13 protein-coding genes and 1 tRNA gene are annotated in these 14,533 nt (G+C 53.6%); 3 read left to right on the top strand and 11 right to left on the bottom strand.

Features of this window, described 5'->3' with window-relative positions; all coding sequences use genetic code 11:
• Window positions 1-14 precede the first annotated feature (14 nt).
• Window positions 15-2,705, bottom strand: coding sequence for an aconitate hydratase AcnA (gene acnA, locus R5H23_RS08605; RefSeq protein ID WP_317215143.1), 2,691 nt, complete (start codon window positions 2,703-2,705; stop codon window positions 15-17).
• Window positions 2,706-2,737: 32 nt separating this feature from the next.
• Window positions 2,738-3,760, bottom strand: a complete 1,023-nt coding sequence (locus R5H23_RS08600) for an isocitrate/isopropylmalate family dehydrogenase (RefSeq protein ID WP_317215142.1) — start codon at window positions 3,758-3,760, stop codon at window positions 2,738-2,740.
• 107 nt (window positions 3,761-3,867) lie between these two features.
• Between R5H23_RS08600 and R5H23_RS08595 the strand changes: the two genes are divergently transcribed.
• Window positions 3,868-4,800, top strand: coding sequence for a LysR family transcriptional regulator (locus tag R5H23_RS08595; RefSeq protein ID WP_317215141.1), 933 nt, complete (start codon window positions 3,868-3,870; stop codon window positions 4,798-4,800).
• Here the strand turns inward: R5H23_RS08595 and R5H23_RS08590 are convergent.
• Window positions 4,797-5,879 (bottom strand): putative zinc-binding metallopeptidase, encoded by a 1,083-nt coding sequence (locus tag R5H23_RS08590; protein ID WP_099211816.1) that lies wholly within the window; start codon window positions 5,877-5,879, stop codon window positions 4,797-4,799. The genes R5H23_RS08595 and R5H23_RS08590 overlap by 4 nt on opposite strands.
• 39 nt (window positions 5,880-5,918) lie before the next feature.
• Window positions 5,919-6,767: a transglutaminase family protein gene (locus tag R5H23_RS08585; RefSeq protein WP_317215140.1), complete on the bottom strand. Its 849-nt coding sequence runs from the start codon at window positions 6,765-6,767 to the stop codon at window positions 5,919-5,921.
• Window positions 6,768-7,028: 261 nt separating this feature from the next.
• On the opposite strand from R5H23_RS08585, the gene R5H23_RS08580 reads away from it, so the two are divergent.
• Both R5H23_RS08580 and R5H23_RS08575 read left to right on the top strand, forming a co-directional pair.
• Complete coding sequence (locus R5H23_RS08580; protein ID WP_202207186.1) at window positions 7,029-8,501, top strand: circularly permuted type 2 ATP-grasp protein; 1,473 nt, start codon at window positions 7,029-7,031, stop codon at window positions 8,499-8,501.
• 26 nt (window positions 8,502-8,527) lie between these two features.
• A complete protein-coding gene (locus tag R5H23_RS08575) occupies window positions 8,528-9,526 on the top strand; it encodes an alpha-E domain-containing protein (protein ID WP_317215474.1) in 999 nt (332 codons plus the stop codon).
• A gap of 76 nt (window positions 9,527-9,602) precedes the next feature.
• Here R5H23_RS08575 and R5H23_RS08570 read toward each other — a convergent pair whose 3' ends face one another.
• From R5H23_RS08570 to R5H23_RS08540, 7 genes are all read right to left on the bottom strand, one after another.
• Window positions 9,603-10,511 carry a hypothetical protein gene (locus R5H23_RS08570; RefSeq protein ID WP_317215139.1) on the bottom strand — a complete coding sequence of 303 codons (909 nt, stop codon included), beginning with the start codon at window positions 10,509-10,511 and terminating at the stop codon, window positions 9,603-9,605.
• Between the two features lie 702 nt (window positions 10,512-11,213).
• Window positions 11,214-11,516 carry a DUF6538 domain-containing protein gene (locus tag R5H23_RS08565; protein WP_317215138.1) on the bottom strand — a complete coding sequence of 101 codons (303 nt, stop codon included), beginning with the start codon at window positions 11,514-11,516 and terminating at the stop codon, window positions 11,214-11,216.
• A 94-nt stretch (window positions 11,517-11,610) separates the two neighbouring features.
• Window positions 11,611-11,696, bottom strand: a tRNA-Leu gene (locus tag R5H23_RS08560).
• 7 nt (window positions 11,697-11,703) lie between these two features.
• Entirely contained in the window at window positions 11,704-12,387 is a 684-nt protein-coding gene (locus tag R5H23_RS08555; RefSeq protein WP_317215137.1) for a SprT family zinc-dependent metalloprotease, read from the bottom strand.
• Window positions 12,388-12,391: 4 nt separating this feature from the next.
• Window positions 12,392-12,880, bottom strand: coding sequence for a YcgN family cysteine cluster protein (locus R5H23_RS08550; RefSeq protein WP_046900785.1), 489 nt, complete (start codon window positions 12,878-12,880; stop codon window positions 12,392-12,394).
• A complete protein-coding gene (locus R5H23_RS08545; RefSeq protein ID WP_317215136.1) occupies window positions 12,877-13,308 on the bottom strand; it encodes a hypothetical protein in 432 nt (143 codons plus the stop codon). Before R5H23_RS08545 ends, R5H23_RS08550 begins: the two co-directional genes overlap by 4 nt.
• A complete protein-coding gene (locus R5H23_RS08540) occupies window positions 13,305-14,492 on the bottom strand; it encodes an extracellular solute-binding protein (RefSeq protein ID WP_317215135.1) in 1,188 nt (395 codons plus the stop codon). Before R5H23_RS08540 ends, R5H23_RS08545 begins: the two co-directional genes overlap by 4 nt.
• Between the last annotated feature and the right edge of the window lie 41 nt (window positions 14,493-14,533).

Raw genomic sequence — 14,533 nt, 5'->3', positions numbered from 1 at the left:
GAGCCTTTTTTTGTTTAGGCCGCAGCCATACCGCGCAGGACGTAAGGCAGGATGCCGCCATGGCGATAGTAATCTGCCTCGTCCACCGTATCGATGCGACACAGGAGGGAAACGTTTTCCTGTGTGCCATCGCGACGGGTGATGGTCATAACCAATGTTTTGCGAGGAGTCAGATCACTGATGCCTGCAATATTGATGGTTTCAGTCCCATCCAGATTCAGTGTCCTGCGCGTCGTTCCAGGTTCGAACGTCAGTGGCAGAACGCCCATCCCCACAAGGTTTGAACGGTGAATGCGCTCAAAGCTCTCGGCGATGACGGCTTTGACGCCCAGGAGACGCGTACCTTTCGCGGCCCAGTCGCGGGATGAGCCCATCCCGTATTCTTTGCCGCCGAACACGACAAGCGGTGTTCCTTCGTCAGCGTAGCGCGTGGCCGCATCATAGATGGACATGAGTGTCCCGTCCGGCTGATGACGTGTCATGCCACCTTCGGTACCCGGCGCCATTTCATTGCGGATACGGATATTGGCGAAGGTGCCGCGGACCATCACGCGGTCATTGCCGCGGCGTGACCCATAGGAGTTGAAGTCTTTAACCGCGACCTGATGTTCCTGAAGGTATTCGCCTGCAGGAGAGGACGTTGCGATGGAGCCGGCAGGCGAGATGTGATCGGTGGTGATGTTGTCACCAAGCAGCGCCAGAACGCGTGCGCCTGAAATGTCACTCGTTGTTTGTGGGTCAGCTGTCAGGCCAGAAAAATATGGTGGATCCTGCACATACGTGGAGCCGGGCTGCCATTTGAACGTGGCTGAATCGCTGGCTGTTCCAAGCGCCTGCCATTCCGGCGTGCCTTCCGTGATGCGACCATACCGTTTAACGAATGCATCCCGGGTAACCGCGGACCCAACCAGTTCTGCAACATCATGGTTGGAGGGCCAGAGATCCTTGAGATAGACGGCCTTGCCGTCCGGCGTGTGGCCCAGAACGGCTGTCGTAATGTCCTGACGCATCGTCCCAAGCAGCGCGTAAGCAACCACAAGTGGCGGGCTTGCAAGGTAGTTTGCGCGAACGTTGGGTGAAATACGGCCTTCAAAGTTCCGATTGCCGGACAGGACAGATGTCGCCACGAGGTTATGTCCCTCAATGGCATCAACTATCGGCTGGGCCAACGGTCCTGAGTTTCCGATGCAGGTCGTGCAGCCATACCCAACGGTTTCAAAGCCCAAGGCATCCAGATCCGCCGTTAGGCCTGCACGATCCAGATAATCGGTCACGACCTGTGACCCGGGCGCGAGCGAGGTCTTGACCCATGGCTTGGGCTTGAGGCCGAGTGCACGTGCCTTACGGGCAACCAGCCCTGCGGCAATCAGAACGGCTGGATTGGACGTGTTGGTGCAGGACGTAATGGCTGCGATAACGACCGAACCATGCTCCAGCGCGTAATCCGTTCCAGCGACCGGAGCGGTGACGATGGTATTTTCCGGTTTGACGCCGAGCGTCTCCGTCAGGGCCTGCTCGAAAGCTTCGGAGGCAGAGCGCAGTTCTACACGGTCTTGTGGGCGCTTTGGTCCTGCGAGGGACGGCGTAACGGTGCTGAGATCCAGTGAGAGCGTAGAGGAAAAGACCGGTTCTGGCGTGGACGCATCACGGAACATCCCCTGCGCCCGCAAATAGGCTTCAACAAGCGCAATACGGTGTTCGTCACGGCCGGTCTGGCGCAGGTAATCCAGTGTTAGCGCATCGACCGGGAAGAAGCCGCAGGTTGCGCCGTATTCCGGAGCCATGTTGGCAATGGTGGCGCGGTCTGCGACAGGCAGATGGTCCAATGCGGGGCCATAGAACTCGACAAATTTGCCGACAACGCCCTTGGCGCGCAGCATCTGCGTGATGGTCAGGACAAGGTCTGTGGCCGTCGTACCTTCCGGGAGTCTGCCGTCCAGACGGAAGCCGACGACATCCGGAATGAGCATGGAAATTGGCTGACCGAGCATCGCAGCTTCGGCTTCAATACCACCAACCCCCCAGCCCAGAACACCCAGTCCATTGACCATGGTGGTGTGGGAATCCGTGCCATACAGCGTGTCCGGATAGGCGTAGGTCACGCCATCAATCGTGCTGGTCCAGACAACCTGGGACAGGTATTCCAGATTGACCTGATGACAGATGCCCGCACCCGGCGGCACAACGCGGAACTGGTCGAATGCCTGCTGGCCCCAGCGGAGAAACGCATAACGTTCGCCATTGCGCTCGAATTCCAGCGAGACGTTCTGCTGAAGGGCGTCTGCACGGCCTGCCACGTCGACCATGACGGAATGGTCGATCACAAGATCAACCGGTACAAGCGGATTGACCTTCCGTGGATCGCCGTTGAGCGCCAGAATGCCATCGCGCATGGCGGCCAGATCGACGACAGCTGGAACGCCTGTGAAATCCTGCATCAGAATGCGGGATGGCTTGAACGGCACTTCCTGCGTTGAACCCGCGTACTGCAGCCAGTCTGCAATGGCCTGTGCATCTTCAGTTTTGTAGCTCGTGCCGTCCGTGAAACGCAGGACGTTTTCGAGCAGAACCTTGAGGCTGACGGGAAGGCGGGAAATGTCCCCGATTTTCTCCGCTGCGACAGGAAGAGAGAAATAGCGATAGGTCTGTCCGTCAACGGACAGGTCGCGCTGGCTGCCCAGAAGATCGCGTCCAACCTGTTTCATGATGTGTGTTCCCTGCTGGTCGTGTCGTCTGTTCAGTGAATGGCGCGCAGGAGGGCCTGCGTGACGTCTTCTGTTGTAGCTGTGCCGCCAAGATCGCGGGTACGGATATTGTCTGTCGTCAGGATCTGCTTCATGCCGGCATCAAGACGGGCGGACAGGTCCTGACGTCCCACATGGGCCAGCATCATGCTGGCTGCCATCATAAGTGCGAGCGGATTAGCAATGCCCTGACCTGCAATGTCGGGTGCAGATCCATGAACGGCTTCAAAAACAGCCATTTTCTCGCCAATGTTCGCGCCTGGTGCCATACCCAGTCCACCGACAAGCCCCGCAGCCAGATCAGACAGGATATCGCCAAAAAGATTGGTCGTGACGAGGACGTCGTAATTTTCGGGCTTGATGACAAGTTCCATCGCGCAGGCATCGACAATGCGCTCTTCAAGCTCCACGCGACCTTCATATTCTGCGGCTACGCGGCGGCCTTCATGCAGAAAGATGCCGCTCAGGATCTTGAGGATATTGGCCTTATGAACCAGCGTAACCTTCTTGCGGCCGTTCTTCACAGCGTACTCGAATGCAAACCTTACGATTCGGTTACATTCCGCTCTCGTGTTGAATCCGGCGCCGTATGCCACAGCTTCCGGATCGTCCCCAACGCGCATGTAGTGTTCCATAGCGGCGTAGAGGCCCTCAACGTTTTCCCGGATCACGACCAGATCGACGTTCTCATAACGACCGCCTGGCACGATGGTCTGCGTCGGACGAACATTCGCATACAGATCGAACTGCTGACGAAGTGTCACATTGATAGAGCGGAAGCCTTTGCCAACAGGTGTTGTCAACGGGCCTTTCAGCACCAGGCCCGTACGGGCGATGCTTTCCAGCGTCGCATCAGGCAGGGCGCTTCCCTTGCTCTCCAGAGCGCCCATGCCTGCATTCTGATGGTCCCAAACAAAAGGCGCTCCCAGAGCATCAAGCACTGTCGTGACAGACGCCATGATTTCTGGTCCGATACCATCACCGGCGAGAAGGGTAGCGGGGATCTTGTCGGTCATGGGGGCGTCCTGTCTGTCCGTATGTGAGAAGGCGTGCGGACTTTAGAGAGGAAAACTGTTAGATCCAATATTTCCATACAGGTTTCATCATACCTTAAAGGTATCGCATGGTTGAGCTCCGTCATTTCCGCGCCGTTGTTGCCATCGCGGAGGAAGGCACCCTGACACGAGCCGCAGAACGGCTGGGAATTCAGCAGCCTCCTCTCACGCGCATGTTGCGCTCCTGTGAAGAAACCATGGGTGTTCAACTTTTTGAGCGTCATGCCAAAGGAATGCGCCTGACGGCTGCCGGACGCAGTATGCTCAAAGGGGCTTATGACATTCTCGACCGTGTGGACGAGACGGTTGAAGATGTCCGTCGTGTGGTGCGGGGCGAGAGCGGGGAGCTATCGGTTGGTTTCACCAATTCCGCGATGTGCCATCCCAGTTTACCAGCCGTTTTGGGGTATTTTCGCGAAAGCTGGCCAGATGTCACGCTTGGCCTGACAGAGGGGAATTCCAGTCAGTTGCTCGGCGCCCTGCGAGACGATCTGGTGGATGTCGCGTTTGTCCGTGCGTCCATCCCGGATGTTTCGGACGTTATGGTGGAGTTGATTCTGGAAGAGCCCATGGTTGTGGCTGTGCCCAAGGCCCATCCCCTTGCGCACAATCCTCCACCAGAGGGGCTCAGGCTGGCTGATCTGGAAAATGAAGACTTCATTCTTTATCAAAGCCAGTACAACAACGGTCTGTACAAGACGATCGTGGATGCCTGCCTCGGGGCAGGTTTTATGCCCAATATCCGCCAGAAAGGGCCGCAACTCATGGCGGCCCTCAGTCTTGTCGCCGGGGGGTTGGGGATTTCGGTCGTTCCCCATTCCATGCAGCAGCACCATGCGGGGCAGATCACCTATATTCCGCTTTCGTCCCGCACGGCGCTGACCGCGCCGGTTTATCTTGTGTTCAGGTCTGTCCGTATGACGGGAGCCAAACTGTACTTCATCCATCAGGCTCGGCAGATGCGCACGCGCCAATTCGGGGCAGGAAAGGCGGCTTCCTAACCGAGCGCCTGTGTCTCCCGGATTAGGGAATGAATAAACGCCAGCTTTTCCCGCACTCCGGACGTCAGCACGAAGGGATAAAAGTCTGAGAGGCCCATGGAGCGGTTAAGGCTGTTGACCGCTGATGTCAGGGGGACCCAAGCCTCCATGATTTCGTCAAATGTGGATGTCAGATACGGATCGTTTCCGGGGCCGTTGGTTGAGAGGGGTGATGCATCCGGCAGAACGGGATGAATGGTCACGCCATACGCCCATGCGGTCTCCAGAGTGGAAACGATATGGAGGTAATGGGCCCATGTTTCTGCAAAATCTTCCCAAGGATGGGACGTCGCATACATGCTGACATGCCGTTCCCGCCAGTCTTCCGGCGGTGGGTTGTTGTAATGATTTTGCAGGGCCTCCTGATAGTCCTGCTGGTCATCGCCAAACACTGCGCGGCAACTCTCAAGGCGCCCCGCGTCCCGGACCAGAACGTTCCAGTAATAGTGTCCGATTTCGTGCCGGAAATGACCGAGAAGGGTGCGGTAATACTCGCCCATCTCCACCCGCATACGCTCGCGTTCGGCGTCGTCCGCTTCACGGATGGCTAAAGTAATTAGACCGTTGTTATGTCCGGTCATAATGGGGGCAGAGCCGTCTGCGGCATCGTCCAGGAAATCAAACGCCAGACCGTTATGAGGGTCTTCCCAACGGCTCCGGATTGGAAGTTTGAGGCGAAGCAGCGTGTAAAACAGCCGGTGTTTGGCGACTTCTATCTTCCGCCAGCGCTCAAGATTTTTCGGATTGTCCAGATTGGGGATTGTCCGGTTGAAGCGGCAGGCAAAGCAGATGGCTGGTCTTCCGGATCTGTCTGGTGTCGTCAGCCAGTTGCAGGCGTCATAGGCATGGTTCGCACAGTAGACGAGTTCTGCATGCTGAACCTGTTCTTCCACGGGGTGCCAGCGACCCGTTCCGGTCGGTTCCAGCGCGGTCAGCGTTGCCAAACCGGGAAGATAGCCCACGGGATGATGGCAGGATTCACACGCAATATTTTCGAAATACAGAGCCTGCTGGCAGCACTGACATGAGAAAAGCTTCACTTTTTCGGCACCTTATTGCAGCTCTTGCGAAGCATGATGTCAGGTATTGGTCTCTCTGTGCAAATGTTGTGCTTCCATTAGGACATCAAACCGCGCCTGACAGTGATCCAGAAGCCCTGAAACAGGGGCAGCCTCTTCCGGTGTCGCCGAAACGGCAAGGGGAATATGGTTCTGGGCTGTAACCAGACCCGAAGTCGTGTCGAATCCGAACCATCCTGATTCCGGTACCCAGATTTCAGCCCAGGCGTGCAAGTCACAGGTCAAGGTCTGGCTGCCTGTATCCAATGGCTTTGGCTGAATCAGGTATCCGGAGACAAACCGAGCTGCGAAGCCCAACCTGCGCGCGAAAGCAATCATTAACCACGCACTATCCCGGCAGGAGCCCGTCAGGCGGGAGAGAGTCTCAGCTGGAGCCCAGGTGCCGGGCTCCATACGGGTCTTATAGTGCAGAGATTGGGCCAGTTTGCGATTGAGCCAGATCAGGCGAGCCAGATCTGTTTCTCCCGCTGAAAAGAATTGACCGTCAAGAAAGCCGTCCAGCAGGTCTGGCTCAGACGTAGCCACTCTGTAGGCGGGATTGTCCGGTGTTTGTGAAAGCGGCTGGCCGCCCTTCTGAAAGGGGTCATAGGGCGTGATATCCACAGTCATACGGACTTCGATATCGAAGTGGGAGACCTGCTCGGCAAAGATGGCTTCGGCAACCGTATTTTCGTGGGCGTCCAACCGCCACGCGATCTGACCTTCGCCAGGACCGACGTTCAGGGCATAGGTCAGGACGGGGCTGCGTGCGTTAACGGGCGGCCGCAGCCGGATGGTCTGAGGGCCCAGGAAGACGGGACGGTCATAGCGATAGGACGTGTGGTGGCGAAGCGTCACGAGCGTGTTCATTGTGGCAGATTTCCGCGATCCACTCTCATGACCTGATGTTCCCTGCTCCCCTGATGTCCCGTTAGCTCGGGATTATCCTTCCTTTATCGTAACAGGAAGAACGGCAACGGCAACTCTCTTGATATATTCTGGGAAAAACAAAACTGCTCGCTGCTTTTATTGCTTGGCAAACAGAAGGGAGTTGATAGGTTAATAAATAATCGTAATGATCCGGCCGGGTATGGTTCATACAGCTGTCGGGTAAGGAAACGGGGCAAACAGATGAGGTCCAACGTCTTGCAATCCCAGGTCCAGGAAGCCGGCATTTTCTCCGCTTATCTCAAGCCCGCGTTTTTCTGTGAACTGATGAACCGGGGAGAGGCGTTACCTGAGGCCCTGCAACTGGTTCAGGAAAGGCTGTCCCAGTTCGACATCAAGGAACTCCGCCACCGTACATCCAATGCGGAAACCCAGTTGTACCGTCTTGGTATCACCTTCACGGTTTACTCTGACCGGGAGGCCATTGACCGGGTTTTACCTTTTGATGTGATCCCCCGCGTTCTGACAGCCGACGAATGGGCGTTTATCGAAAAAGGCGTGCAACAGCGCGTCAAGGCGATCAATCTTTTCCTGTGGGACATCTATCATGATCGCAAGATCCTGCAGGACGGTATTATTCCCGCAGATCTGGTTCTGAAAAATGCCAATTACTGTCAGGCTATGGTCGGCGTTGATGTCCCGGGTGGCGTGTATGTCCATATTAATGGCACTGATCTGATCCGCGATCGCAGCGGGCAGTTCCTTGTTCTGGAAGACAACGCCAGAACCCCGTCAGGTGTGTCATACGTCATTGAAAACCGGCACATGATGCTGCGGTTGATGCCGGATCTGGCATCAGGGATGCCTCTTCGCTCGGTCGAGGATTATGGGCTGCGTCTGCATCGAGCACTTTGCGATGTCGCACCGGAAGGCGTGACTAACCCGCAGGTCGTTCTTTTGTCTCCGGGGATCTATAACTCAGCCTATTTCGAGCATGTCTTTCTGGCACGCGAGATGGGTGTTCCTCTTGTTGAGGGGCGCGATCTCCTCGTTGAAAACAATCATGTTTACATGCGAACTGTCGCCGGGCTCCGACCTGTGCATTCGATCTACAGACGCATTGATGACGCTTTCCTGGACCCGCTGGCTTTCAATCCGGAAAGTCTTCTGGGCGTTCCGGGACTGGTGGAAGCTTACCGTCAAGGCAACGTGACGATTGCCAACGCTCTCGGGACCGGCGTTGCGGACGATAAGGCCGTGTACGCGTATATGCCGCGGATTATCCGGTACTATCTGGAAGAAGAACCCATTCTGGGAAGCGTTGAAACGCACATCTGCGCTGAGCCAGAAGGGCTGGCCTTTACTTTGGCTAATCTGGAGAAGCTTGTCGTCAAACCTGTCGGGGAGTCCGGAGGCTATGGGCTTCTGATAGGGCCACACGCAACGGAGAGCGAACTCGAGGAATTCAGGCGCCGACTGACGGAGAACCCTTCCAATTACATCAGCCAGCCCGTGATCGATCTTTCGGTGACTCCAACCCTGTGTGACGCAGGCGTAGAGGCACGCCATGTTGACCTACGTCCCTTCGCATTAACCGGAAAAACGACATGGGTGCTTCCGGGGGGCTTGTCGCGTGTGGCTCTCCGCAAAGGATCTCTGGTTGTTAATTCTTCCCAGGGCGGAGGATCGAAGGATACATGGGTGATGTCCGTATGACACAGCTTTCCCCAACGGCATCAGGCATGCTTCCCGGCCTGAATACCCTTCTGTCCCGGTATGCCGAGAGCATGATGTGGCTGGCGCGCTACATGGAGCGGATTGAAAATCTGGCGCGTCTGATTGAGGTGACCGAGGCGTTCGTACGAGGCCCGGACGGACGGACGTCCTGGGATACAATCGTTCAGATCAATTCAGACGAAGAGCGGTTCAGCGCTCTTTATCCTGCGGCTACGGAGCAGGACTACTTACAGTTTTACATTACGGATGTTGCAAATTCGAGTTCCATCAAGGCGATGGCCAACTCTGTTCGTGAAAATGCCCGTTCGGTTCGTCCACTGATTTCCACAGAAATGTGGATGCAATTGAACGTCTTCACACGCTGGGTCCTTGATCTTCAGGCGTCTGATATCCGCAGGACTGGTCTTTCTGCGTTGTGTAATCGCATCAAGCAGGACTGCCAGACCCATACAGGCGTAACCGAAGGCACTTTATACCGCGATCAGGCATGGCTCTTTTACCTTCTGGGGCGGCATATGGAGCGGAGTGACCAGATCACCCGTCTCATAGACACGCGATATCATACGTTGCTTCCCCAGGAAGAAGTGGGCTCTGAAATCGATACGACACAATGGGCGTCTGTTCTGCGATCTGCGGCTGCATATCACGCATTTCGACGCTTGCAGCCCGTCACGACAACGCCAGCAAATGTGGTCGGATTTCTACTGAAGAACGAGGGGTTTCCTCGGTCTCTCGCCTTGAATTTACGACAGACTGATAGCGTTCTGGGCGCATTGTCCACGCACTACAATCTGCGTAAGCAATGCTATGCCGTGCAAGAACGTCTGGCCGACCTACGCGCAAGCCTCGAAGATCAAACGGCTGAAGAGATCATTATTCGTGGGCTGCATGAATATATGCACTGGATTCAGGGGCAGATAGAAACAATCCAGACGGAACTGGTGACTGCTTACTGGCCCCCAGCAGCTACGCAGCACGTGTCGGATACCAGTGTCGCGCAATAGAAGAGGAAGGGGCTGATCGCTCAAATAGGGGAAGAAGTGGAAATTCTTCTTCTCGGGCATTGAGGATAAATATGAATTACTTATTGAGATCCATATTATGGATGAAGAAATCTACAACTTCTGAAACCAGTTTCTTCGAATCTTGCCGCCAGTAAACCCCTACGTTGAGGGTAATATCGGAAAGGTCCTCGATGTTTTTATTGTCTTCAAATTTATATTTTACTGATTTTAAATAGGATATCGTAGACATTCCTATAGTCTCAGGATTGTCTATCAAGCTGGATGCACCAATGATTGAGTTTAGTTCAATCAGGTTTTTCGGTGTTTTTAATCCATTATACTCGAGAATAGAGTCGAATCTATCGCGCATAGCGGTTCCACGAATGGGTAGAACCCATACTTTCGATTGAAAGCTATCCCAGTTTCTAACTATCTCTTTCATTGAATAGGCGCGATCTTTATCGATAATAACACATTTATCTTGGATGAGATATTTATAGTTAATCCTATCATCTATTATGTCATTATAAGCACTGGCAAAGATTATATCTGTTCTTCCCTTCAGAAGAGAGGAAAATAGATGCTCTCTTGATCCATAATTTACTGTAAAATTTACATTTTTAGATGAAACTATAGATAATATACATTTCATCATCTCTGAAATAATAGAGTTTGATTGGAATGATATATTTACATAGTTTTTTTCGTTATAGATATTGTCTATATCGATAATCATCCTATCTATTTCTTTTTCAATTAAAATGCTAGATTCTACAACACGTTTCGCAATCTCATTGGGTATAAGTCCATGTATAGTTCTTGAGAAAAGTGTTTTTCCAATAATTTTTTCAAATTCTATACACGTTTTGGATATTGCGGCGGGGGTTAAAGACATAACTTCGGATGTTTTTTTTAAGTTTTGTATTTTATAAATATGTTTTATTACGTTTAAATGACGAATTTTAATGTTGGATTTTCTATTCATTTAAATTCTTCCCACGAATTTTAAGAATTATTGAATATTTACCACGTGCTATCGAGTGGATTGCTTTGTTTTTCTAGGTTCATTCTTTGTTGCAATAAGAAATATTCATCTCTTTTTCTGGGGCGCTTTCTTATTTCGTGGACGAAGATCAATAGCATTTCTTAAAAGTGTGGATATCAACTTTTTTTTGACATACAAAAGATTATCTATTTTTTCGGATTTTTAACTAATTTTACCGATTGAGAAAAATGTAAAATTAAAATGGATAAATATAATATTTCGAAAATATCATATGTATTTTAATAATTGTATTTGATTTAAGGTATACTTATTTATGTGTTTTAATTTTCATTAAAAAATATGTTCGATTTTAAAATTTACAATTAATTAAATTAAAAATAAAACTATTCCGTAAACTTAGTTTCTCTTGGTTTTGATTTTTCAGAAGAATGATGCATTCGAAAAACCTTTGATGAGTACCCTTACTTTTTTAACTCAGGGTCACTCGCAGTGGGGGGAAGGACCGGACAAGCCATGTCCAGTGCGGCTCGCAGATTTTCCCAGCTTGTGAATGATGTCGGTCAGAGCACTGATTTCGAGAGCAATCTTCTCAAGCACGCTGGAAACCTGCTGATGGTCTTCCATTCTTGCCAGAAGTGCTCGGCGTTCATGGTTTTGTAGCAGGACTTCAGAGCCTGAATCTCACTGTCGTGGGTCTGGACAATGGACTGGAACAGGTCCTGCTGGACAGGATGCAGCCAGAGCCTCCGGAAAGGTCTCAACCGCCTTGTTGAGCGAGGATGTTTCTTCCGATGAAGACATGGCCAGACTGATGCACTCGAAAAGCTGAGAGGTCAGTCCATACATGGCACAGGCACGGGTTCTGGCAAGATTTCTGTCGAGGGTTTCCAGCGAGTGCCAGATTTCCCGTTTTCCCAGAGCAGGCCGAAAACGAACGGGAATCCCGCGTCTGAAATGGAAACCGGATTGCAGACGAATCAGCACAACAGGGCTCGTTTTGTAGAAGCCCTTTGTAGAAGAATGGGGGCTCCGGGTTGCTGAAAACCATAAAAGCCGTTTATTTTCAATAACTTAGATGTGGTGCGAGCTGCGGGACTCGAACCCGCACGCCCTTACGGACTCGAGATTTTAAGTCTCGTGCGTCTACCATTCCGCCAAGCTCGCACACGCCTCATGCTGCTCGCAGCAGGGCGGTCCCGTTTTGGCTCAGCCAGCGCTCTGCTGCAAGACGTCCCGTGCGTCCATTTGCGCAGAATCTGTCAACAAGGCCCCAAAAAGCAGTGCTGTGGTCAAAATGTTGAAGATGAGCGAGTTCATGGATCACGACGTAATCTCGAATTTCCGGCGGCGTCATGACCAGGCGCCAGCTCAACATGATGCGTCCTTTTCGGGTGCAACTGCCCCAGCGAGACCGGACTTCCCGCAAATCGACACGGGACGGCACAAGCTCCATTCTTTTACTGTGAAGTGCAACAGCCGTTGAAAGGCGCTCTTTGGCCAGGCTGTGAAGAAAGTCCCTTACGCGACGTTCGGTATGCGCCGCATCACCGCTAACATGAAGGCCATCTGAATCCAGCCATGTGCCACGGCGGGCATCTGGCTCGTGCAGAATGGGAACCGGTGATCCTTCGATCATGACTTCGTGGCCGTTAGCCAGTACGCGTTTTTCAGGCAGAGCAGCGAGAGAGGACGTAATCCAGTCCATATGCTGATGGACGAACGCAAGACCCTGCCGCTGGCTGATGCGCTCTGGCATTGTAACAACAACACTGCCGTCTTGAGCATCAATGCGGAGGGTCATGCGGCGTGCACGAGGCGAACGTCTCCATACGAGAGGGACGGTCGGCGGAAGCATGGGGTTAGCCGGAACGCTTTCTGGAAATGCACGCAGGTGCATTCGCAGGCCACTCACCGGGCCATGCGGTAATGTAATTCTCCAATGGGCCCGCGCGGCGCTCACTTACGCAGCGCCCACCTGCTGAAGCACCGGCAAGCAGAACGCTGTCCTGCGTCCCGGAGCGCAGAGGGTGCCATTCCGGGAGATCGAACCCGTCTCGCAGCAATCGATAAGCGCAGCTTGGTGGAAGCCAGTCGATTTCAGCCAAGAGTTCAGGCGTTAGGGTAACGCAGTCCGGCACCTTGCGATGGCGCTTCGGATAATCTGTGCAACGGCACGTCTGTGTGTCCAGAAGCCGGCAGGCAACGGTCGTGTAAACGATCTCGTCCGTATCTTCGTCGCGGAGCTTGTTCAGGCAGCAACGCCCACATCCGTCACAAAGGGATTCCCATTGCTCGGACGTCATCTGATCTAGCGGCGTGGTTTGCCAGAAAGGAGAAACTGAAGTCATGGCCGATCCAGTATCACACAGCCGAGGCACAACAGAACCGCTATTGTCAGGGAAAGCAGGGCGGCGGGTAAAAGCAGGGGAAGCCATATTAATTTCAGGCGGGTCGTCAGATCTGCTCCCAGGCCGATTGCTGCGCGCGTTGTTCCGATGGGCAGCCCAAGTAACGTGGCTCCGAACGGCATCATGACAGCTGGGGAAATCAGAACACCCTGGAGGATGTCATAATGTCGGCCGATAAAGCTTAGTCCAGCGCGATGAAGTTCAGGCAGCGCAAAAGCGAGAGCCGGACCGGGCAGTAGAACCAGCAAACCAAGAAGGCGTACGTGTCGGGCTGGCAGAAGACGCATCAGCAGCGTGATGACACCACAGCCAATGAGCAGGCCAAGTATAATGGCGGGCAAGTGAAGCCGCATGGAGATGGCCATCATGGCTTGCTGCTGCCGTACCAGTCCTGAAACCGCTGCTCCAGCTGGTCACCGTATTTCGTCCAGAACGCGTCATTGACGGACAAAGCTGTTCCTCGCGGATCAAGGACGCTGTCGGGCATGTCGTTCAGGTGTGGAGACTGAGTGTGCAGTTGGATCAGGGTTTTCTGTGCTGTCGTTGTCGGGTTGTTAGCCGGTATTGCCCAATAGAGTGCGGTGCTGAGAGTTTGATCTGGCTGCGCGACAAAAAGAGAAGCTGCTGGTCCCGCTTTGACTTTCATGCTGACGCTGGAAATTTCCGTCATGGGGGCGCTGGTCATGAGCGCACTGCTTTGCTCCATAATCCGGGCGGCATCATCGGGTGTTTTCCACCACACAATATAAGGTCGAAGCAGATCCAGCTTGTGGAACGCACGACTAACACCCGCGGGTGTGGACAGCGCAGTATAAATGTCACGCGCGTCTATGCCGTCTGCAAGCAGGGCAATTTCCAGCGTTGTACGTGCACCCAGATAAAGACCGCGGCGTCCTGGATGACGTGCAACGTCCCAGAAGTCTTTCCAGTCAGGGGCGGCAGGTAGTCGTGAACGATCCCATGCGAGTGCCATGATTGTCTGGCCTCCGGGCAAGCCACATCCCAAAGTACCGTCCAGCGGGTGAACCCAACCTTTCTGACAGGCATCTGCAAGCTGGCTGCCGTTTAACAGGATAGCAGCCCAGCTTGGGTTTGATGAATGAACGCCCGCGTCCAGCGTGCTGTATTGGCCGTCCCATTCAACCTGCTTCAGCGACTTGTCGCTTGTGATCAGGGCATTCGCAGTCAGCGCACCTTCAGGAATGGCCCAGCCGGGTGCAGGAGGAGCAGGTTTGACTGCACGACGATGTTTTGTGGAGTGGTGTGTAACCGCTCGTTTATGCGCGTGCGCCGAGGCTTCGGATGGCGAGAACACAGAAGCGACACTTTGGCCGACATGGGAGAAGAAATCCCCGATGTCATCGGAAGGGCGGGTGCTGCTTGCGGATGTGGCGTGCGCGTGCATGTTGGCAGGCAGAACCTGTATCGCAAGCAGGCCCACCAGAAATGCTGCAGGACGCATGATACGACCGAGACCCGCCCGGCATCGTGCCGGGAGCGTATGTCGCAGAAAGAAAGCGGGCCGGGTCAGAATGGTGTCCTCGATCAGCATGAAGAAGTCAGGCGCAGATGCCTGACCGAATGCGGCGGCAC

The sequence above is a fragment of the Gluconobacter sp. GP1 genome, from assembly GCF_032913585.1.
Lineage (GTDB): Bacteria > Pseudomonadota > Alphaproteobacteria > Acetobacterales > Acetobacteraceae > Gluconobacter > Gluconobacter cerinus.
This window is presented reverse-complemented; position numbering and strand designations above follow the sequence as displayed.

What these genes read in the sequence shown, in the direction of transcription:
- R5H23_RS08540 (WP_317215135.1), bottom strand. Translation starts at nt 14,492, where the DNA reads ATGCTGATCGAGGACACCATTCTGACCCGGCCCGCTTTCTTTCTGCGA.
- R5H23_RS08595 (WP_317215141.1), top strand. Translation starts at nt 3,868, where the DNA reads ATGGTTGAGCTCCGTCATTTCCGCGCCGTTGTTGCCATCGCGGAGGAA.
- R5H23_RS08550 (WP_046900785.1), bottom strand. Translation starts at nt 12,880, where the DNA reads ATGACTTCAGTTTCTCCTTTCTGGCAAACCACGCCGCTAGATCAGATG.
- R5H23_RS08585 (WP_317215140.1), bottom strand. Translation starts at nt 6,767, where the DNA reads ATGAACACGCTCGTGACGCTTCGCCACCACACGTCCTATCGCTATGAC.
- R5H23_RS08580 (WP_202207186.1), top strand. Translation starts at nt 7,029, where the DNA reads ATGAGGTCCAACGTCTTGCAATCCCAGGTCCAGGAAGCCGGCATTTTC.
- R5H23_RS08575 (WP_317215474.1), top strand. Translation starts at nt 8,528, where the DNA reads ATGCTTCCCGGCCTGAATACCCTTCTGTCCCGGTATGCCGAGAGCATG.
- R5H23_RS08555 (WP_317215137.1), bottom strand. Translation starts at nt 12,387, where the DNA reads ATGCTTCCGCCGACCGTCCCTCTCGTATGGAGACGTTCGCCTCGTGCA.
- R5H23_RS08600 (WP_317215142.1), bottom strand. Translation starts at nt 3,760, where the DNA reads ATGACCGACAAGATCCCCGCTACCCTTCTCGCCGGTGATGGTATCGGA.
- R5H23_RS08545 (WP_317215136.1), bottom strand. Translation starts at nt 13,308, where the DNA reads ATGATGGCCATCTCCATGCGGCTTCACTTGCCCGCCATTATACTTGGC.
- R5H23_RS08570 (WP_317215139.1), bottom strand. Translation starts at nt 10,511, where the DNA reads ATGAATAGAAAATCCAACATTAAAATTCGTCATTTAAACGTAATAAAA.
- acnA (WP_317215143.1), bottom strand. Translation starts at nt 2,705, where the DNA reads ATGAAACAGGTTGGACGCGATCTTCTGGGCAGCCAGCGCGACCTGTCC.